The following is a 20,564-nucleotide window of genomic DNA, read 5'->3' on the forward strand; positions in this document are numbered from 1 at the left end:
TCTGTACATCTAAGTTTTACAAAGTACAACAATCAGCTTTGCGAACACATCATCGCGTAAGGCCATGACAAACTTGTGAGGATTATCATGTCTGAGAAAAAGCACACCACGTCTTTCTCTGCCGATATAGAGCAGCAGACCGTTAAGAAGGTGGTTTGGCGCATTTTGCCCTTTCTCATCGTCTGCTATCTGATTGCCATCATTGACCGTGGCAACATCGGTATGGCCTCGCTACAGATGAATGAAGATTTGGGATTATCTAAAGCCGTTTTTGGTCTGGCCAGTAGCCTGTTCTTTGTGGGTTACTTTCTTTTTGAAGTACCCAGCAACCTTGCGATGCAGAAAATCGGTGCGAAGATTTGGATCTCTCGCATCATGGTCTCGTGGGGCATTATCTCGGTCTGTAACGCCTTCGTTGAGAGTGCCAATACACTTTACGTATTGCGTTTTTTACTGGGTGCAGCTGAGGCTGGATTCTTCCCTGGCGTGATTCTTTATCTGACTTACTGGATTCCGGGTAAATATCGCGCCCGCGTGATCGCCACCTTTATGGTTGCCATTCCCGCAGCGAATTTTATCGGCTCGCCCATTTCTGGGGCCATATTGTCACTTGATGGCTGGTACGGCATGCGCGGCTGGCATTGGTTGTTCATCCTGGAAGGCATTCCAGCGGTGGTTTTGGGTATTGCCGCCTTCTTTATGCTGAGCAACAGACCCAGCGATGCCAACTGGTTAAATCAGGAACAAAAAGCGTGGCTGAATAGCACGCTTGAAGCCGAGAACGCGAAGAAGAAAGCGATCGGCCACATCTCTTTGTGGCAACTGCTGCGCCATAAACATATCTGGGTGATGGCGCTGATTTATGCCGGCGCTTCTGCGGCAGGCTCAACGCTGAGCGTCTGGTCGCCGCAACTGCTTAAATCATATGGCCTGGATAACTTTACCACCGGTTTGGTGAACGCCATCCCTTACGGTCTGGCATCTATCCTGATGATTGTGTGGGGCAGAAGCTCCGATCGCAGCGGCGAGCGTCGCTGGCATACCGCGTTAACCCTTTTCCTGATTGCGGGTGGTCTGTTATCTGCCTTTATCACCAACAGTTTGACGGGCAGCGTGGTGATTCTGTCGCTGGTGCTGGTAGGCGCGTATTCAATGAAAGGTCCGTTCTGGGCGCTCGCATCGGGATGGATGTCTTCCACTACTGCGGCCGCCGGTCTGGCTGCGATTGGCGCCATGGCTAACCTGATCGGCGGAGGACTGATGGTCAACGTTTACGGCATCATCAACCAGGCCACGGGCAGCCACACACTGGCTATGGTGCCGCTGGCGATTCTGTGTGGTATTGGCGGTATCGCCGTGCTGATCATGGGCCGCAAAAAAGAGTTAAACATTGAAGTCGAAAACACCGCGTCGCCGGTGAGTAAATAACGTCACCCTCCCGCGGGCGCTTATCTGAGCGTCTGCGGGAGGCTTTTCTCCCATTCCTCCCACCATCAATCCACTCCAAAAGAAGTTCACGTTCCGCCTCATCCAAGCTATGCACTTCTCGTTATCAAGCTGCTAAACGTCATTGAAATCTCAGTAACAAGTGTGGATTGGAAAGACGTAACTGTCTTATCGAAGGGTCAACGCTGAGGGAGTGATGGAGATTTGCAGTGATAGCCGAGGTTGATGAACGACCTTACCGGCAAGCAAGTTGGTAAGGTCGTTTAACAAGTGGTGGGGAAGGTTAATGCATTAAGACAGGGCACTTTCACTTTTAATCGGTTCAGCCAGCACCTTCAAAACGTTACTCGCTGCAGCTGTTCCCATTTTCACGTATGAGTTGTCACTGACGCCACCAATGTGCGGCGACAGGATGACGTTATCAACAGCCTGCCAGACATGTGGTGCGGTCAGCGGCTCAACAGCAAAACTATCCAGAGCAGCCCAGCTAAGGGTGCCGTCACCCAGCGCCGTTAGAAGCGCGTTATCATCGATCAGGCCACCGCGTGCAGTATTGACGAGAATCGCGCCTTTTTTACACTGACTCAGCCTGTCGCTGTTGATCATGTGCTGTGTCTGTTCCGTCAATGGGCAGTGCAATGAAATCACATCTGCCTGTTGTAGCAGAGCTTCAAGCGTGGAGGATTCACACTCGTCGGGAAAGGACCTGGCGAACGGGTCATAGGCAAGGACTTTCATACCAAACGCTTTGCCAATGCGAGCGACCCGACCGCCAATCGCACCCAATCCAATCAGACCCAGCGTTCGGCCTTCAAGCTCAACCGACTTGTGGGTCGATTTGTCCCAATGTCCCTGACGCATTCGGCGATCCAGCGGGAGAACCGCTTTGGCGCAGGCCAATATCATCGTCCATGTATGTTCAGCCACCGCTGCTGCATTAGCACCGGGCGCTGACTGCACGCTGATATGGCGCTCAGCCGCCGCTTTTTGATCGATAACATCAATGCCGCTGCCGTGCTTGGAAATAACCCGCAGGTGAGGTGCGGCATCCATGATGCGGGCGTTGATTTTGCCGTATCGAACAATAATCGCCACCGGATCGTGTTGGTGACACAGCTGACACAATTCGTCTTCACTGGGCTTTATGCCTGCGTAAACGATATCAAAGCCCTTGAGCAGGCCTAACGCTTCCTGCGCCAAATCGCTGCCAGTTACCAAAATTACGGGATGAGAAGATGCCATTACAATTCCTCCCCTTCATTCAACATTCCAGCCGCAAGCAGGGCTTTTTCCAGCCAGGGTGCGCGAATATCGCCTTCACGGATGGCGGCAATGCGTTTGGTCTCGGCATCCAGTTTTTTCTGTGCCAGTTCAATCAGCGCCGGAACGGCTTCACGTGGCAGAACGACCACGCCGTCGACATCACCAATGATCAAATCACCAGGCTGGATTGCCGCTCCGGCCACAGAAACAGGATAGTTAACGCGGCCCGCGACAGATTTGGTTGGGCCACAAGGATTCAGACCTGCGGAAAACACCGGGAAGCCGTTTTCGCACAGTGCGTCGGCGTCGCGAACTGCACCATCGATGATGATTCCTGCGATGCCCGACGCTTCTGCCTGAGTGGACATGATTTCACCAATCAAAGCACAGCTGATATCGCCTTTACCGTCGACGACGATAACATCGCCAGGCTGAGCGATGGCGAGCGCCGCGTGAATGGCAAGGTTATCGCCCGGCCGAACCTCAACCGTGATGGCGGGGCCAGCAACTTTCATGGTGGGTGAAACGGGCTTTACGCGACCGTGCAGCGTACCGCGACGTCCGGCAACATCGGCAAGAATAGCGGCCTGAAACTCAGCAGCCTGTTTGACCAGCTCGGGCGCTGTACGGGTAAGGTCGCGCTTGATGAACGTATTCTCTGCGTGTGGCATAAATTACCTCTTCATGTTTTACCTGTTACAACTATGTTGTACTATGTAAAACCACTATATCGATGTTAAATCAGATCGCACCAGCGTTAAGCTTTCATTTGTGATGTAAATACGATGTGAATCACAAATTGCACGGTAAACTCTTACCGTCGCAAACAGGAGACCGTACCGATGGGGAATGAAGGCGTAATTGCCGTTGAGAAAGCGCTGGCACTACTGGATTGTTTTAAGCCTGGCGAAGAGGCGTTGACGCTCACCGCTCTGGCACAATTTTCGGGCTACCATAAAACGACGGTTTACCGTCTCATGAACTCACTTGAACGCATGAACTACGTTATCAGACGCGACAGCGGCGTTTATACATTGGGTCCCAGACTGCTTTATCTTGGCAAGCTCTATGAACAGTCATTTCATCTGGCCAGTATTGTCCAGCCTGAACTGCACGCGCTGGCGACGGCGACGGGTGAAAGCGCCACATGGTATGTGATTGAGAACGGTCAAAGGCTTTGCTTATTCAGAGCGGAGCCCTCCGAAGGATTACGAGAAACGCGCTTACCCGGTACTTTTTTGCCGCTGGATAATTCAGCAATAGGGCAAGTGCTTCGCCATTGGGGACTCAATGAACCGCTTCTTGAATCTGCCCCAGAATTACCGCTCTTTACCTCCGGCATGCGTGATCCGCACATTGCTGCATTCTCTCTTCCCGTTTTTGGTGAGGGAAATAAACTGCTCGCGGCGCTGGCATTAACAGGTCCGTCATCACGTTTAACGCAATCGATGCGCGACAGCGGTGTGGGCAAGATAATGAAAGAGACGGCTTACAGCCTCTCCCTAAAGCTCGGCGCCCCTAAGATCAAATGTGATCATTTTTATTCGCTCTAGCTGGCCTGGATAGGTTCGCTTTGTAAATGATATGCCGCGAGTATTGCTAACTTCAGCAGTATGAATGCTAACAATTTCACCTGGGTATGAAGAAGATAACCGGGTGAATCGCACAGCGAAAGCAATCCTGCATCGCTACCAGCTTAATTAACCATCTTTTTTTTATAAATTATAGAGGAATTCAAGAAGGCTTTAAGTAATAATTATTCACCCTTCCTCATTACTTCTGATTCCAAAGCACTAAATAAGATTGAAAATGGAGTGATTTATTTAAATGTGAAAGGTAAGGTTTTTTCTTTTAATAATCTCCCTGCTTATAAATACAATAATTCCATTTATACCATTCCCGTCGTTATCACGGCAAAGCCATACTGATTCTACGCAAAGTTAGTGCTGATGTGTGGTCCTTAAGATCTTGTTAAGAACTCTTCGTATAATAGCGCCCATCAATGTAAACCAAGAGTTCACCATGAAAAACACCCTGATTTCCCTTTCGATTCTTTTCTCTGCTTTGACCGTGACGTCTGTTCAGGCTGCCAACCCAGCCACCGGCTGCGCCGCTAAAAAGCAGGATATCCAGCAAGAGCTGGCGATGGCGCGTGAGCATGGCAATGCTGCGCGCATCGCCGGTCTGGAAAAGGCGTTACGCGAAACCAATGCAAACTGCACCGACAGCGGCTTGCTTAAAGCGCGCCAGCAGAAAGTGGCCGAGAAGCAATTGAAAGTGCAGGAGCGCGAACAAGATCTAAGGGAAGCGCAGGCCAAAGGCCGCAGCGATAAAATTGAGAAGCAGCAGCGTAAACTGGCTGACGCGCGAGATGAGTTGAAAGAAGCTCGGGATGCATTAACGCAATAAACCAGGCATCCCGGCTGGGAAAACTGGCTCTTTGTCTCAAAATTCTCCTGCAGAGATTTTTTTCATCCAACTGTTGGGATTGCATGGCAGAATGGCGCTCCGGTGAAATCAGTGGAGGTGCAGAAGCGATGACAGTTGAAATTGAGCAGCGTATCTACGAGCTGGTGCGGCGTTACGACGGCGTTTACCTGTTTAAGCAAAAGACGCTGACGCCGCAGATTGATATTGATAGCGATCTTAACTTCGAGCGTGAAGAAGCCGCTGCGCTGATGGATGAGTTCTTCGGCGAGTTCAGCGTCGATCGCGGCGGATTCGTCATTGAAACCTACTATCCCGATGAGCCCTCGCTGGCGCAGATTCTCAATCCATTCAATAAGCGTGAAGTGCCGGTGGTACCCGATTTCACGCTGGGAATGTTGATTGAATCAGCAAAAGCGGGGCGCTGGCTGTACGAGTAACAGCAGGCTCAGCGCCGAGTCTGCCACCTTTCACCGCTTCACATGCACGCCAAAGCCACTCTCTTCCAGGACAAACTCCGCCTTTAAGGTCAGCGCAGGAATCTCATAGTCGCCGCTGTTCTGCTGACGGTAGGCAATTGGCGCGGTTTCCGCCAACGTATCTAGCCTTGTAGCCAGCGCATCGCACCAGCCAGCAAATCGTTCTGCTGCTGACTTTTGTACCCGATAGAAAACCAGCGGCGGCAGCACGCTAAAGCCGGGATAAAACAGCATGCCGTGCTGAATCGGAAACAGCAGATCGTTGATCGGGCCGTTAATGCCGCGCGGGCTGTAATGCGATTCCCATCCGCCGGTCGTCACCACCAGCATTGCACGTTTGCCGCTAAGATTGCCTTCGCCGTAACGATCGCCCCAATGCTGTTCGTTGTGCTCGCCCACGCCGTAAGCAAAACCGTTGGCGTAAACGCGGTCAAACCAGCCTTTCATGATGGCGGGCATCGAAAACCACCACAGCGGAAATTGAAAAATTACCGTATCGGCCCAGCACAATTTTTCCTGCTCCGCGGCGATATCGGCGGCCTGTAGCTGATGATCGTAGGCGAAGCGAGAATCCAGCGTCGCATCGAAGTGGTCGCCCACTAATGGGGCGCGCGTGTCGGCAGCGTCGAGCGGCGCTTTCCACTGCATCGCATAGAGATCAGAGACCTGCACCTGATGTCCGGCATGCTGCAGATGCTGCACGGCAAAGTCTTTAAGTGAACCGCTCAGCGAACGCGGTTCCGGATGGGCATACACAATCAGTACATTCATGGGCTTAATCCTGTGAGATGAAAACCACTGCAGATTAAGTCGGCGCTAGCTATAGTGGAAATCAATTACAGATATCTCAGGTATAGCCACGGTGAATATCAACTTGCTGGATTTGAATCTGCTGCAGACGCTCAACGTGCTGCTAAGCGAACTCAACGTCACGCGCGCGGCGCAGCGTTTGCATCTCTCGCAGCCTTCCGTCAGCGCTCAGTTGGCGCGATTGCGTAGGCATTTTGACGATCCGCTATTGTTACCGGGGCCGCGTGGCATGCTGCCAACGGCGCGTGCAGAAGCTTTGCGTGAGCCGCTGCGTCTGGCGCTGGAAGCGATTGAGCGTGCGGTCGCGCCGCCCGATGCCTTTAATCCGGCCAATGCCGATAACACCTGGCGCATCGCCGCCACCGATTACACCTCGTCGGCGTTGGTGCTGCCCGCGCTTAACCTGATCCGCGCTGCTGCGCCGCAAAGTCGTATGGCGATATTGGCGCTGAATCCGCTGCTGGTGGCGCAGCAGTTGGAAAAAGGCGAGCTGGATGTGGTGTTTCATACGGGCGATAACGCGCCGCCGACGCTGCATCAACGCAAACTGTTCAGCGAGCGCTACGTGCTGGCGGGACGGTGCGATCACCCGCAGTTGCAACGTCTGCCGACGCTGGATCAGTTCTGTCAGCTGGAATTTGTCATGGTATCGCCCGATGGCGGTGGCTTTAGCGCCGCCACCGATAATGCGCTTTCGAAGATCGGGCGTTCACGCCGCGTGGTGCTGTCGGTGCCGCACTTCTTGTTTATGCAGGAAACGCTGGCGAGCAGTGATTTAGTGGCGGTGCTGCCCGAGCGGTTGGTGCGTCACGCTTCGCACCTCGCGGTTATCGATCTGCCGCTGGAGGTGCCGGGCTTTGATATTTTGCTGCTGTGGCATGAACGTCTGCACCGCGATCCGGCCCAGCAGTGGTTGCGGCAGCAGATTGTGGCGGCGCTGTAAATCAGCATCGCCGCAAAAAATTCACTTCTCCCGCGTCACAAAAATCATCACACTAGCCACCTTTACCATTATGGAGAGATGGCATGATTACCCGATTGCTGCTGGCGATGTCGCTACTTGCCAGCCTGAGTGCGCCGCTGTTGGCAGATCAAGACGGCGTCTCGTTTAGCCACAAAGACTGGGAACTGGCCTGCGATAACACGCTGACCTGTCGTGCCGCCGGTTACAGCGCCGAAGAGGGCGCGGGCGGCTCGGTGTTGCTGGTACGCGCGGGCGGAGCGAATGCGGTGACGCATGGTCGCGTGGTGCTGGCCGATACCGGCGATGACGATTCTAAAGTGGTGAACAACTTAGCGTTGTGGATTGATGATCGTGCGCTGGGCGACGTGGCGAAAGCCGATAACGACGAATGGGCGCTGACGGATGAACAAACCCAGGCGCTGATCAACGGCATTAAAGGCAGCGGCAAAGTGGAGTTTCGCGGTGGTGAAGAGCCTTTCGATCTCTCCAGTAATGGCGCATTTGCGGTGCTGCTGAAGATGGATGATGCGCAAGGTCGTCTTAGTACGCCGGGCGCGTTGGTGCGCAAAGGCAACAAGCCGGAAAGCAGCGTACCGGCAGCGCTGCCGATGCCGGTGATTCAGCAGGTTAAAGTGGTGAAGGCCGATGCGCGTCCGTTGACGGCCGATGAGCTGGCGCTGTTGAAGCCAAAGCTGATTGCCTCACTCACCGACGACGACAGCTGCGACAATCTGGCTCCGTCCGACGATCAGCCGGAAGAGGGCGCGGAGCCGCTGACCTTAACGCCGGTTGATGATGCGCATGTGCTGATCGCCGCGCTGTGCTGGCGCGGAGCGTATAACGAAGGTTATGGCTATTGGCTGACCGATAAAGCATTGCAGGGCACGCCGCAGCTGGTGACGGATTCCGGCTCTGATTACAGTGAAGGTGTGATCTCAGAAGCGCAGAAAGGGCGCGGCATCGGCGATTGCTGGAGTACAGCGGCGTGGGTGTGGGATGGCAAAGCGTTTGAGCAGAGCAGCGATGCCACCACCGGCATGTGCCGCGCGATTCGTGCGGGCGGCGCATGGCAGTTGCCAACCTGGGTGACCGAGGTGAAACCGGCTCCCTGAAAAAAAACGCACATATCGGTAGCGGCGCGATTAAAAGGCCAGGGACGCGCAATAAATTGCGCCGCTACGGAAGGTGCAAATATTATTTACCGCAGCACTGCTTATATTTTTTACCGCTGCCGCACGGGCAAGGATCGTTACGGCCGGTTTTCTCGCCGGCAAAGTGCGGCAGTTGAGGTTCAGGATCGGGCTGCGCCATGCGCTGTTCCTGCCAGTATTCATGCAGCTCCAGCGCCGCGGGGCGAATCGCCTCGATGCTGGCTTCAAACTCTCCCGGGGTGAAGGCTTCGCGCTTCGCCAGATGATCTTCGCTGCCGTGCAAGGCAATCGTATCCATCATCGGCTGCAGTGATTCTGGCAGCAGCGACCAGTCCGCATCCAGCGCCACGCCGCGCAAATAGCCATAGCACCAATCTTCCACCACGGTGAATTCCTGGCCTTCCATCTCTTGGGTGCCAAACAGCGGATCAAACTGCTCCGGGAACTCGGCCAGACGCTCGGCGATGTCGTTCAGATGCTGGAAGGTCAGCGTCATAAAGCGATCCATCTCGCGCTCATTCGACCACTTTGGAATGTGCTTTTTGCCGCCCCACATCGCCACCAGCCATTCGCTCGGTTCGATGTCGTTCGGGCCTGAGAGCAACGCCGTCAGCATGCCGTCCAGCTCAGCGGTATCCACCACCGAGTGTTCATTGCCGTATTTCTCCAGCATATCTTCAAGCCAGTTGAGCTCTTTTTCGGTTAACGGACCCTGGTTCATACGGCGTCTCCTGCTGTTCATTGATGGGCCATGCCCAAAGTTAATTGGCGGCGATTATAGCGGGAAGCGGGCACGATTTATCGCTTTTTGCATATCGATTGCTGAACCTCTCCTAAAAATGATTCGCCATAACTTATCGCGCAACAGTATTGGCTGCATTTGTCAGCAGATGGCAGCGTAAAGGCAGAATTTTTCTGCATGAAGGATGCAAAAGTATGGCCAGCACATTGCCGGTACTGAATTTAGCCCTGCTCGAACTGCCGGATGCGGAACAGGCGCAATACCTCGCCGAGCTGCGCGAAACCGCGCGAGACGTCGGCTTCTTCTATCTGGTGAATCATGGCATCAATCCGCAGCTGCTGCAGAACGTGCAAAGCATCACGCGCGCGTTCTTTGCCTTGCCAGATGAAGAGAAGCAGCGCGTTTCGATGATCCATTCACCGCATTTTCGTGGCTACAACAGCGCGGGCGTGGAATACACCCGTGAGCAGCGCGATCAGCGTGAGCAGTTTGATATCGGTGCAGAACGGGCCGCCCTGACGTTGCAAGCAGACGATCCGGCGTGGAAGCAGCTGCAAGGACCCAATTTGTGGCCGCAGGCGCTACCGCAGCTGCGTCCGGTGATCCACGCGTGGCAGCAGGCGATGACTGACGTGGCGCTGCGTTTACTGCGCGCCTTCGCCAAATCTCTGTCGCTGCCGCCGGACGCGTTTGACGCGCTGTACGGCACGCACCCCAACGAACATGTGAAGCTGATTCGCTATCCTGGTCAGGATGCCGCTGCTAGCCAGCAAGGTGTCGGCGCGCATAAGGATTCCGGCTTTCTTACCTTTCTGTTGCAGGACGATCAACCCGGATTGCAGGTTGAAGTCACGCCGGATCAGTGGATTGATGCGCTGCCGAAACCGGGTGCTTTTGTGGTGAACATCGGCGAACTGCTGGAGATCGCCACCAACGGTTATCTGCGCGCCACCGTGCATCGTGTAGTGTCGCCGCCGGCAAAACAGCAGCGCATCTCCATCGCTTTCTTCCTCGGCGCGCAGCTCGACGCCGAAGTGCCGTTGTACCAATTACCGCCGCAGCTGGCGGCAGAAGCGCGCGGACCGACCAGCGATCCCAGCAATCCGCTGCTGCGTGAAGTGGGCTGGAACTATCTCAAAGGACGTTTGCGATCGCATCGCGACGTGGCGCAGCGTTATTACGCTGACACTCTCAATAGCGTTAAATCATAAGAAACTAAGGGAAGCAGATGAATAAAAAGGTGATAGCCGCGTTGGCGATGGTTTCGGTGTTCAGCACTTACGCCTCGGCGGCCGCGCTGCGCGTGGCGGCCGATGCCGTACCGCACAGCGAAATCCTCAACCACATCAAACAGAGCGACAAGAAACTCGATCTCAAAGTGATTGAACTCAACGGCAACCTCAACGCCAACGAACTGCTGGCGCGCGGTGACGTGGATGCCAACTACTTCCAGCATGTGCCTTATCTGCGCGATCAGGAAAAAGCGCTGGGCGAGAAATTTTCTGTGGTCGCCACCGTGCATATTGAGCCACTTGGCATCTACTCGCACAAAGTGAAATCACTGAAAGATCTGCCTGATGGCGCGCAGGTGGCGGTACCGAATAATGTCACCAATCTGAGCCGCGCACTTTATCTGTTGCAGGCCAATGGTTTGATTAAACTGAAGAGCAGCAGCGCAAATACGCTGGTGACTTCCGCAGACATTACTGACAACCCGCACCATCTGAAGATTATCGAAGTGGAAGCGCCGCAGCTGCCGCGCGCGCTGGATGATGCGCAATTGGCGATCATCAATGGCAACTACGCGTTGCAGGCCGGTTTAGTGCCGTCGAAGGATGCGCTGGCGCTGGAACAGGCGAAAGATAATCCGTATGCCAACGTGCTGGTCACCACGCCGAAACTGGCGCACGATCCGCGTATTCTGGAACTAGCGAAAGATCTGGAGTCAAAGCAAACTGCTGAATTTATTAACCAGCACTATAAAGGATCGGTTATTCCCGTTAATCAATAATCCCTGCCGCCACCTGTTTTTGGCAGGTGGCGCTGACTTTCTTCTGTGCTATATTTCGCCACCAACACCCGTCTCACCCTTTATAAAACATAAAAATTCGCTCAATCCATTGCCATGATTACCTTCGCCAGGAATAAACGGGTGCTGTGCCATCGTTTAACAATATGCATCATTGTGCTGGGCATGAGCGTATTGCTCAGCGCCTGCGGCACCTTGTCGCAAACCTCCGCGCCCGTCAGCGATAAAGTCTATCTTTCGCACGCGACATTTAATGAAAACGTCGATGACATCGTGCGCCATTACATGCAGCAAAAGCAGGTTTCTGGCATCAGCATCGCCATTATCCATCAACGCAGCCAGTCTGAATTCTACAGTTTTGGTGTCACCGATGCGCTGCACCGTTATCCCATTACGCCAGACACTTTATTTGCGCTCGGCTCGCTGAGTAAAGGTATCACCGCGGAGGTGATTATTGAGCTGGTGGATCGCGGTGAACTGCACTGGAACGACACCTTAGAGACGCTTTTGCCGCCCAACGTGCCGCTCAGCGCCGATGCCAAACGCATCACGCTGCTGCAACTGGTGACGCACACCTCGGGCTTGCCGCGTCAGGATATGGACTTGCCGATGTTCATGAAATTTATGAGCTATCTGCGTAGCGGCGAGAACTTTTATGGCAACCTCGACAGCGATGCCGTGCTGGATTATCTGGTCGACTTTGACGCGCCCGCGCATCCCGGCGCGCGCTATTCCAATCTCGGCTATGCGCTGTTGGGCTACATCCTTAAATATCGCTTCCATCAGGACATCGAAACGCTGGCGCAGCGTAATCTGTTCCAGCCGCTGGGCATGACCAGCAGCAGCTTCAAGCCGCAGAGCCTGCGCGGCTATCCGTGGCGTGCGCTCGGCCATGCCGGCGATCAGCCTAAGCTAATTCCTCGCGGGCAAATCACGCCGGACTGGGCGTTTAAAAACAATATGGTGGCGGCCGCCAGCCTCTACAGCAACGCGCGCGATTTGATTCGCTATCTGGATGCGCACCTGCATGACGGCGCGGGCGCTTCGCTCAATGCGGCGTTTGCGCAGGTCAATCACGGCTACGAACAGCACGGCAATCAGTCACAAAATATCGCCTGGGTTACGGATACCTACGGCGATCAGCAGATTACCTACCAGGTTGGCTATATCGGCGGTTACTCCAGCTTTATTGGCTTTGATAAACAGAACGGCAATGCGATTGTGGTGCTGCAGAACGCGTTTAACTGGAGTAACTATCTGGGCATCGCGTTATTGATGGATCTGGCAAATAAAGCGCACGACAAAAACTAACATGGTTGCTTGCAATTTTACTGCGCCAAAAAGCGCCTGAGCTGAGGTATGCTGAGCAGCGAAATTTGACGCGCTAAGCGCGCCGGGGGAACCTTCTGCGTGCTTAACGTGTCAGTTAAATGGACAGTTAATAATTAACCAGAGTGGAAATCACCCATGCGCAGGACACACGTCAATCTTCTTTCTGCAGGAATTTTTCTGGGCGCTTTAAGCCTTGCTCCGGCCGCGCTGGCGGAAGGCGAGCAAACAGACGCCGTACCCATGCCGCCACAGGTGCAGCAAACCGCACCCGACGCGCAAACCCAGGCACCCGCCGCTGATGCACCCGCTCAGGCGCCGGCCGCCGATGCGCCTGTCAGCAATGAACCGGCTGAATCCAGCGGCGATGTCGCGCCGATTCGTCCACCGCAAAGCGGTAATGCGGCTGCGCCAAACAACTACGATCTGAACACCATCATCATCGACTACAAAGAGTACAAAGTGGGCGATGTGGTGCCAGATGAGTACCGTAAAAAACAGTACACCATTGTTGAGTGGAAGCCACGCCATCTGCCAGCGCCGCAGCCAGGCACGCACTGGGCGTACATCAATGCCAACTACATCCTGATCACCGATGACACCGGTAAGATCGTGATGGGCAAATCAGGCGAAATCTTCTTCCGCGGTTAATTCCTGCGCAGCAGACGCGCTAACTGCGCGATGCCCGCCGTAATCTGGCTGGTGCTGGTGTTACCGTAACCCAGCACCAGCCCTTGTTGCTTCTGCTCACCGAGATAAAATCCCGACAGCGCGCCCGGCGCGTAGCCACTCTGGATCAGCCGATCCACCAATGCCATATCGTTTTGATCCGCTGCCAGTGATAACACCAGATGCATGCCGCATTCGCCGCCCAGCAACGGAACCTGTGCGCCAAACGTTTGCTGCAATGCCTGTCGCAACGTCGCCTGCCGTTGGCGGTACAGACGGCGCATTTTGCTCAAATGACGGCTAAAATCACCGCTGCGTAAAAACAGCGCCAGCGCCTGCTGCTCAGGACGATTCCCGCCGCGCAGCAGTTCATGCAGCGCAGGGCGCAGCGGCGCGACCAACTGCGGCGGCAACACCATAAACCCGAGGCGTAGCGCCGGAAACAGCGTTTTGCTGAACGAGCCGACGTAGATCACCGGCGTTGGCTGCGTCATGCCTTGCATGGCGGCGATTGGCTCGCCGCTGTAACGAAAATCGCTGTCGTAATCATCTTCGATAATCCACGTTTGCTGTTGCCGCGCGGCCGCCAGCAGCGCCAGACGACGCGGTGCGCTCATGATTGCGCCGGTGGGATATTGGTGCGTTGGCGTGGTGTAAATCAGGCGCGGCGGACGCTGCTGCCAGTCCTGCGGCTGCGGCGCCAGACCTTGTGCATCGACCGCTATCGGTTCAATATGCATATCTCCCAGCCGCATCGCCGCTTTGGCACCGCGATATCCCGGCTCCTCCACCCAACCGATGTCGCCAGGGCTGCTGAGCAGCGCCACGCACAGCGTTAATGCCTGCTGCGCGCCTTCGGTAATCACGATTTGTTCGGGCGTACAGCGCACGCCGCGCGCTAATGCCAGATGCTGCGCCAGCGCGGCGCGTAGCGTGCGTTCGCCGAGCGGATCGCCATAGCCCAGCAGTTGCTGCGGCTGATGCAGCATCACGCGGTTCAGCGCCCGTCGCCACTGAGCCAACGGGAAATGTGCTAACGAAGGAACGCCGGGCCGCAGCGCCATCTCCTGACTCAATGTGCGATGGCTGGATCGCAACTGAGCGATGCGCGGTGACAAGACAATTTCGCTGCTGGCGGGCGGCTGAGTTTCCTGCGGTAGCTGCGCCATATTGCTGATGCGACTGCCCTGGCGATCGCTCAGCAAAAATCCTTCAGCCTGCAGTTGCGCCCAGACGGCGATCACCGTATTGCGTGAAACCGCGAGATCCAGCGCCAGCTGGCGTGTTGCGGGCAAACGCGTACCGGCAGCGAGTTTGCCGGTCAGAATCGCCTGCTTGATACGCTGGAACAGCTGCTGTTGCAGCGTCAGCTCGCCGTTGGTCTCTAGCGGGGCCAATAATAATCGGTGCAGTGCAATATCACTCATTTACGCGGTTCCGTGGATCCATCAATTTCAACCATTGTGGCGCTTTTTAACACACCAGCAAAGTGGCACTCTGCGATTCTGGCCCTGACTGATAAAGGAATTAAGCTATGTCGCAACACATGAATGATTACGGACAACCGGTAGGATTTCCGCTGCCAGATTGGCAACCCCGCGCCTGGCCGAGCTATGAAACCTTCACCGGTGACTATTGCCGCCTTGAACCGCTGAATGCCGAGCGTCATGGCCGCGAACTCTATGCTGCCTATGCGCTGGCTGAAGATGGCCGTGACTGGACCTATATGTTCGCCGAACCTTTTGCCGATGAAGCGGCCTATATTGCCTATGCGCGTCAGCTGGAAAACGGACGTGATCCGATGCATTTCGCGGTGATCGATCCCGTTAGCAACCGCGCGGTCGGTAGCCTGGCGTTAATGCGCATCGATGCGACAAACGGATCGGTGGAGATCGGCCACGTCGCCTTCTCGCCGTTGCTCAAACAAACGCGCATGGCCACTGAAGCGCACTATCTGCTGATGCGCTACGCCTTTGAGCAACTGGGCTACCGGCGCTATGAGTGGAAGTGCGACAGCTGCAACCAGCCATCACGAAACGCGGCACAGCGTTTAGGGTTTCAGTTCGAAGGGACTTTCCGTCAGGCGATTGTCTATAAAGGCCGCAGCCGGGATACCTGCTGGTTCTCGATTATTGATAGCGATTGGCCGCAGGTGAAACAGGGCTTCGAACGCTGGCTGGCGGCAGAGAACTTTACGGCGGAGGGGACGCAACGCGAAAAGCTGGAGGCGCTGCGCACCCTACGTTAGTTTTGCGGAATTATTTTTATATCCACCATGCCGATCCCCAGTTTGCGGGGATCCTGGCCGATAATATTGCCGACATTTGACTCCTGCGGCTCCGGCGGCGCAATGATCAAATTGCGGCTGCCGGTTGGATTGGTGAAATGCAGCGTGGTGGTGGAGAAATCTTCACCTAAATTCAGTTGCTGCTCTTCATCGCCAACGCGCACCGGAATCGGACGGTGCGCATTCGGACCGAACGCCCGCGCGGTGATAACCACATCAAAGCGTTTCGGCAGCGGATCGGTGTACTCAATATTCACTTCCGGCGCCAGATTGGCATTTGACCAGCGTCCCCACTCTTCCGGGCGAGATATCCCTTTAAAACTCTTCACGCTGGTTGGCGCGCCAGGCACTGATAACAGGAAGCGGTCTGCGTTGTAGCGAATCGCATTGTCTTCAATCCGAATCTGCTGCTCGTTGAGCTGGAAGGTTGCCGCACTCACTTCGGCTTTGGGGAAGCTGACTTTCGCTTTCCACTGCGGTTTATCAATGCGGGTAACGCTCGGTTTGGCGCCCATCTGTCCCATCGAAACACACAAATCGTTCGACAGAGCTAAATCTGGCTGCCACAGGCGCGCCATTTTAAAGCAGCGATCGACCCAAACGAATTTGTCGTCGGCAGCAAATTTAGCCAGCTGATAACGCAGTGGCTCCGCGTATTCGCCTTCGGGCAGCGGTTCAACATGCTTATCGGAGACGCGGAACAGAATCGGCAATTTGAAGGTTGCGCCGGAGAAGCTGAAGGTATTTTTTTGTTGATCGACGGTAAAGCTGTCCATCTTACTGGGGAAATTCCACAGTTGAATGATATCCGCTTTCCACGCCGTGACGCGCTTCGCCATGTCTTCAAACTCGGTTGACAGCGAGGTGGAAGAGAGGCCGCTGCGACCAAGTCCAATCGCGTTATCCCCGCCGAGAATATCCAGCACCGTGGCGCCGTTATCCAGCGTACTGCGTTTGGCGTCGAGCACTTCCGCCTGTGGCTGATCGCCACGAATCACCATAAACAGGTCACGGCGCGGCTGCTTGATCAGGTATTGATGCGCGGTGTTATTCATTGCCAGATGATCGGAGGTCACCACGATGATGGTGTTTTTAAACCACGGCGACGCTTTGATGCGTTCAATCAGACGCGCCACATGCTCCTGCGAGCAGGCGACCGCGCTAAAGGATTGGTTTGGTTTGCCATCATAGCTGTAGCTTTTGCGCTGGCAGCTGCGCGAGATAAAACCATCCGGGTGATGGGTGTCGACGGTGAGAGTGAACAATGCGAAGCGTTTTTGCGCGCGCGATAGCTCTTCATATTTCTCAAACACCTCGTCCATCACCGTGTCATCGTAGTAGCCCCAGTTATTACGATAGCCGGGATCGGCGACGCGACTTTTCAGCTCCTGCGAGCCATACATATTGGCCGCATCAAAGCCATGCGACAGCAGAAAAGTGTCTTTACCGGCGAAGCGTAAATCGGCGCCCTGAATAAACCAGTTCTCATAGCCAGAGTTTTTCAGAATGTCGCCCAGACAAATATTCTGCGGATAGAAGCTGGAGAGCGAGGCCGAGGCGTTACCATCAAAAGGCGCAAATAGCGGGATACCGCACTGTGAAGCCACCATGCCCGCGATGGTGTAATCAGTGCCAGGCAATTGTTCGGTTTGGCTGAAATCGATGCTGTTATCTTTTTCGCGGCTGAGTTCCGGGGCCAGACCGGGAAATGCCTGCTGATCGAAGTAGGTGCGTTCAAGACTTTCGCCATAAATGTAGACCAGGTTGAGCTTTGGCTCGGTGATCACCTTATTAGGCGTTTTGTAATAGGTTTCGAAGTCCGAATCGGCGAGGCGCGAATGTGAGGCGATCAGCTCTTTCACCTGGCGGAACGCAGGCGTGGTTTGTACCGAACCCGCAGCACAGGCAATCGCCAGCAAACTCCAGCCGAGGTGATGCGGCCGCTTACGGCGGCGCAATAACCATGAAAGCAGGCAAAATAGCGAGAACAGCGCGATGATCAGTCCGATGGCGGGCACGACATATTTGCTCACGCCCGCGCCGGTCAGGCTGTTGGTCAGGGTATACAGCACCGCGTCATTAATGCCATCGCCGGTAAAATAGTTGCTGGCGACCAGCGTGACGTTAAGCACGATAAACAGCGTGAGCAGCAGCAGGATCAGACTAAACCAAAATTTATTTCGCCCGGCTTTGAAGGAGTAGACTGCAATCGCAGCCAAAAAGAGTACAACCGAAACCAATTCGGACAACGTCAGATCCTCATTTTGAATGAATACGCAATCCTTGCGCCAACGACCCTCTGCGGGGATTTTGCGACAATCTATATTGGGTGTCACATGGCTGCAACACATCCAACCAGATTTGTGCGATGCATTCCGATTCGTTTAAGGCGGGTTCAGGCTGACTGTGGTTTAGCCTGGCAGCAACGGACGGGCTGCTGCCAGTGAGGGCAGAGAAGGGAATCAGAGTTTTCCAGTGAGGTATTGCGCTTCGCCGTCGGCAAAGCTCCAGTCGCCTTTACTGTTGGTGATAAAACTAATCATCAAATCCGTGCCCTGTACGCCACAATTTTCCAGCAGCTCGCGTGCTAACTCTGCCATAAACAGGCACTTCTGTTCTTCACTTCTCGGGCTGGTATATACGCGCACCATGACCAGATTGTCGGTTCGCGCAAAGCCTAAGCCGGTATCCTGAAAGACCATCTGATAACCTTTGTTTTCGTGAACAATCTGATAACGATCACGCGCCGGGACTTTGAAGGCGGTTAAGACCGCACGGTGTGCGGCATCCAGCAATGTGCGGATTTCTGATTCTGAACGGCCCTGAATAACGTCGAATGTCAGTAACGGCATAAATAAAACCTCGTTTTTGCTCACATGAAAAGAGTAGGATGTGGCGCTATGCTGCCGCTTGCTGCCGGAAAGAAAAAGCGCGCTGGTTGAATTGATTATTTATTATTTTGAACAATCGATATGAAAGAAATTAAAACCGATAGCCTTTGGGTCCATTTGCACTGGTTAACCGTGCTGGCTGAGCTCGGCAGTTTTACGCGCGCGGCGGAACGATTAGACGTCAGCAAAGCGGCGATGAGTCAGAAGATTAAAGAGCTGGAAAAGATGGCGGGCGTGGCGTTGGTGCAGCGCACCACTCGCAGCGTGCGGCTGACTTCCGCCGGTGAAAAGCTGGTGGATGAGCTGCGCGATCCCTTCGCGCGTATCGCGCAGAGCTTTTTCAGCGTGCGCGATGAAGCCGGTCCAGTGCGTGGCATGGTGCGCGTCACAGCGCCGGTGGCGTTTGCGCGTCAGCAACTGGTGCCGATCATTGGCGATTTCCTGCGCGACTATCCGCAGGTGCGCTTGCAGCTGGATGTCACCGATCGTCTGGTGTCGCTCGGCAGTGAAGGCTTTGATCTGGCGATTCGCCACAGTGATAGCCTGCCTGAAACCCATGTTGCGCTGCCGCTGTGTGAAACCCGCGCGCTGCTGGTGGCGTCGCCGGCATATCTGGCGCAAAACGGCCTGCCGGATTCACCGCAGGCGTTGCAGCAGCATAATTGTCTTTATTATCCGCGCGGACTCGAATCGCCGCAGTGGCGCTTTCGATTAGCGGACGGCGGCAGCGAAACCGTGCAGGTGAAGATTCAGGGCAACTTTGCCACCAACAACAGCGAGTCGATCCGCGATGCCGCATTGCAGGGTTTGGGCATTGCGATGCTGCCGGATTTCAGTGCCAGCGCGGCACTCGCCAGCGGCACGCTGCAGCAGGTGCTGCCGCAGTGGCAAGCGGTGGATGCGTTCGCCGACCGGTTGTGGGTGGTGCGCCCGTATGCCGCACAGGTACCACGGGCGGTGACCACCTTAATTCACTGGTTACGCGCGCGCTTTGTTGATGGGTGATGCCAGCGCGATCGGCGCAGGAGTTTGCATCATCTGACCCAACAAACTGCCGCGGTTGTAGTTGCCGAGCCGCAGGTTGAAGTCGAGATGCAACTGCTCATTGCCGCTGAGTTTAATCACCGGTGGCGGCGTGAGTGGACGCTGGTGAAACAGCACCGCGTGGGCAAACGCCTCGCTTTTCCAGCCGCTTAAACGCTGATAGTAATAAGCGTTCGCCTCGCATTTACGCAGATAGAGATTCACCCGGCGATGTTCACGCATGGCGATCTGCTGCGCCAGAGAACCTAATTGCTGCTGCGGCTGCGCAATTTTCTGCGTCAGCAGGGAATAATCATCGCGCTTGGTCAATTCACTGAAGTAATTCTGTTCGCCGAGATGTTTGATCGGCGCGTAATGTTTTTGCCACTCGCGGATAAAGGGATTATTGGCGGTTGCCGCCAGGAACCAGCTCTCAATCACCGGCGCGAGATAGTTGACGGTGGCGTTTTCGTGATAATAACCAATCACATCCATGCGACGTTCCTGATGCGCGCGATGTACCCAGGAGAGATCTTCAAATAATAAAGTGCTGCAATCAATGGCAATGCCGCCGTAACGCAACAGTAATTCCAGACGAATCACTTCGCTGCGTTGTTGGGCGGTTAATTGGGTCGAGGTAAAGATAAAATCCGGTAAAACTTCTTTTATCGTTAAACGATTTAATAAATGAATTTCATGATCGGGATTATCCTGACGAATCTTTTTAATATTTAACGCCATTGATTTCGGTAAATATTCATTATCCCAATACATCCAGACTTTCTTTGGAATCTCTGGCAGATCTTTTTCGCCAGAAAGTAACACGATATTGTCCTCCTGGCTGGGATCGTATTCCGGCGCACAGAGCGCATTATGCTGTTTTTTCTGCAGGAAAGTCTGGCTGGTAAAAGCGAGTCTTTTCCAGTTATGCCAGAGGGTTAACGCTGGCTGAAGGCGTTTTTTATTCATGATGCACCTGATTATTGTGATTATGGTGGCAAGGCGTCCCTGATCGCGGCGCTGAGCGCTCTTGATTGTCCTTTAGGCTGTGTGT

Annotated in this window: 20 protein-coding genes; 12 read left to right on the forward strand and 8 right to left on the reverse strand. The window is 54.6% G+C overall.

The window, feature by feature from the left end; genetic code table 11:
- The first annotated feature begins 87 nt into the window (after nucleotides 1-87).
- A complete protein-coding gene (locus tag AAF463_RS02825; protein WP_350261492.1) occupies nucleotides 88-1,428 on the forward strand; it encodes an MFS transporter in 1,341 nt (446 codons plus the stop codon).
- A 309-nt stretch (nucleotides 1,429-1,737) separates the two neighbouring features.
- On the opposite strand, the gene AAF463_RS02830 is transcribed toward AAF463_RS02825, so the two are convergent.
- Together AAF463_RS02830 and AAF463_RS02835 are read right to left on the reverse strand one after the other, a co-directional pair.
- A complete protein-coding gene (locus tag AAF463_RS02830; RefSeq protein ID WP_192235814.1) occupies nucleotides 1,738-2,688 on the reverse strand; it encodes an NAD(P)-dependent oxidoreductase in 951 nt (316 codons plus the stop codon).
- Nucleotides 2,688-3,380 carry an RraA family protein gene (locus AAF463_RS02835; protein ID WP_192235812.1) on the reverse strand — a complete coding sequence of 231 codons (693 nt, stop codon included), beginning with the start codon at nucleotides 3,378-3,380 and terminating at the stop codon, nucleotides 2,688-2,690. The genes AAF463_RS02830 and AAF463_RS02835 overlap by 1 nt, the downstream gene beginning before the upstream one ends.
- A 171-nt stretch (nucleotides 3,381-3,551) precedes the next feature.
- Between AAF463_RS02835 and AAF463_RS02840 the strand changes: the two genes are divergently transcribed.
- From AAF463_RS02840 to AAF463_RS02850, 3 genes are all read left to right on the forward strand, one after another.
- A complete protein-coding gene (locus AAF463_RS02840; RefSeq protein ID WP_110867461.1) occupies nucleotides 3,552-4,262 on the forward strand; it encodes an IclR family transcriptional regulator in 711 nt (236 codons plus the stop codon).
- A 469-nt stretch (nucleotides 4,263-4,731) separates the two neighbouring features.
- On the forward strand, nucleotides 4,732-5,118 hold the full coding sequence (locus AAF463_RS02845; RefSeq protein ID WP_101762211.1) for a DUF1090 domain-containing protein: 387 nt from the start codon (nucleotides 4,732-4,734) through the stop codon (nucleotides 5,116-5,118).
- A 128-nt stretch (nucleotides 5,119-5,246) separates the two neighbouring features.
- Complete coding sequence (locus AAF463_RS02850; protein ID WP_008107769.1) at nucleotides 5,247-5,576, forward strand: DUF1493 family protein; 330 nt, start codon at nucleotides 5,247-5,249, stop codon at nucleotides 5,574-5,576.
- A gap of 30 nt (nucleotides 5,577-5,606) precedes the next feature.
- On the opposite strand, the gene AAF463_RS02855 is transcribed toward AAF463_RS02850, so the two are convergent.
- Nucleotides 5,607-6,386, reverse strand: a complete 780-nt coding sequence (locus AAF463_RS02855; RefSeq protein ID WP_350261493.1) for an NAD(P)H-dependent oxidoreductase — start codon at nucleotides 6,384-6,386, stop codon at nucleotides 5,607-5,609.
- Between the two features lie 91 nt (nucleotides 6,387-6,477).
- Here AAF463_RS02855 and AAF463_RS02860 point away from each other — a divergent pair, with 91 nt between their 5' ends.
- Nucleotides 6,478-7,368, forward strand: a complete 891-nt coding sequence (locus AAF463_RS02860) for a LysR family transcriptional regulator (protein ID WP_350261494.1) — start codon at nucleotides 6,478-6,480, stop codon at nucleotides 7,366-7,368.
- Between the two features lie 83 nt (nucleotides 7,369-7,451).
- Nucleotides 7,452-8,501, forward strand: a complete 1,050-nt coding sequence (locus AAF463_RS02865) for a DUF1176 domain-containing protein (protein ID WP_350261495.1) — start codon at nucleotides 7,452-7,454, stop codon at nucleotides 8,499-8,501.
- Between the two features lie 82 nt (nucleotides 8,502-8,583).
- Here AAF463_RS02865 and AAF463_RS02870 read toward each other — a convergent pair whose 3' ends face one another.
- Entirely contained in the window at nucleotides 8,584-9,261 is a 678-nt protein-coding gene (locus AAF463_RS02870; protein ID WP_350261496.1) for a YecA family protein, read from the reverse strand.
- A gap of 215 nt (nucleotides 9,262-9,476) precedes the next feature.
- Between AAF463_RS02870 and AAF463_RS02875 the strand changes: the two genes are divergently transcribed.
- From AAF463_RS02875 to AAF463_RS02890, 4 genes are all read left to right on the forward strand, one after another.
- Entirely contained in the window at nucleotides 9,477-10,493 is a 1,017-nt protein-coding gene (locus AAF463_RS02875; RefSeq protein WP_350261497.1) for an isopenicillin N synthase family oxygenase, read from the forward strand.
- A 17-nt stretch (nucleotides 10,494-10,510) separates the two neighbouring features.
- On the forward strand, nucleotides 10,511-11,293 hold the full coding sequence (locus AAF463_RS02880; protein ID WP_101762205.1) for a MetQ/NlpA family ABC transporter substrate-binding protein: 783 nt from the start codon (nucleotides 10,511-10,513) through the stop codon (nucleotides 11,291-11,293).
- 183 nt (nucleotides 11,294-11,476) lie between these two features.
- Nucleotides 11,477-12,622, forward strand: a complete 1,146-nt coding sequence (locus AAF463_RS02885) for a serine hydrolase domain-containing protein (protein WP_350261498.1) — start codon at nucleotides 11,477-11,479, stop codon at nucleotides 12,620-12,622.
- A gap of 156 nt (nucleotides 12,623-12,778) precedes the next feature.
- Entirely contained in the window at nucleotides 12,779-13,291 is a 513-nt protein-coding gene (locus tag AAF463_RS02890) for an RcnB family protein (protein ID WP_101762204.1), read from the forward strand.
- On the opposite strand, the gene AAF463_RS02895 is transcribed toward AAF463_RS02890, so the two are convergent.
- On the reverse strand, nucleotides 13,288-14,736 hold the full coding sequence (locus AAF463_RS02895; protein WP_350261499.1) for a PLP-dependent aminotransferase family protein: 1,449 nt from the start codon (nucleotides 14,734-14,736) through the stop codon (nucleotides 13,288-13,290). The genes AAF463_RS02890 and AAF463_RS02895 overlap by 4 nt on opposite strands.
- 107 nt (nucleotides 14,737-14,843) lie before the next feature.
- Between AAF463_RS02895 and AAF463_RS02900 the strand changes: the two genes are divergently transcribed.
- A complete protein-coding gene (locus AAF463_RS02900) occupies nucleotides 14,844-15,557 on the forward strand; it encodes a GNAT family protein (RefSeq protein ID WP_350261500.1) in 714 nt (237 codons plus the stop codon).
- Here the strand turns inward: AAF463_RS02900 and opgB are convergent.
- Both opgB and AAF463_RS02910 read right to left on the reverse strand, forming a co-directional pair.
- Complete coding sequence (opgB, locus tag AAF463_RS02905) at nucleotides 15,554-17,845, reverse strand: phosphatidylglycerol--membrane-oligosaccharide glycerophosphotransferase (protein WP_350261501.1); 2,292 nt, start codon at nucleotides 17,843-17,845, stop codon at nucleotides 15,554-15,556. The two genes, AAF463_RS02900 and opgB, sit on opposite strands and share 4 nt — an antisense overlap.
- Nucleotides 17,846-18,058: 213 nt before the next feature.
- Entirely contained in the window at nucleotides 18,059-18,448 is a 390-nt protein-coding gene (locus AAF463_RS02910; RefSeq protein ID WP_101762200.1) for a tautomerase family protein, read from the reverse strand.
- A gap of 120 nt (nucleotides 18,449-18,568) precedes the next feature.
- On the opposite strand from AAF463_RS02910, the gene AAF463_RS02915 reads away from it, so the two are divergent.
- Nucleotides 18,569-19,492, forward strand: coding sequence for a LysR family transcriptional regulator (locus AAF463_RS02915; protein ID WP_101762199.1), 924 nt, complete (start codon nucleotides 18,569-18,571; stop codon nucleotides 19,490-19,492).
- Here AAF463_RS02915 and AAF463_RS02920 read toward each other — a convergent pair.
- Complete coding sequence (locus AAF463_RS02920; RefSeq protein WP_101762198.1) at nucleotides 19,466-20,479, reverse strand: capsular polysaccharide synthesis protein; 1,014 nt, start codon at nucleotides 20,477-20,479, stop codon at nucleotides 19,466-19,468. The two genes, AAF463_RS02915 and AAF463_RS02920, sit on opposite strands and share 27 nt — an antisense overlap.
- Nucleotides 20,480-20,564 lie beyond the last annotated feature (85 nt).

It is taken from the genome of Pantoea sp. BJ2 (assembly GCF_040255075.1).
Classification (GTDB): Bacteria; Pseudomonadota; Gammaproteobacteria; order Enterobacterales; family Enterobacteriaceae; genus Pantoea; species Pantoea leporis.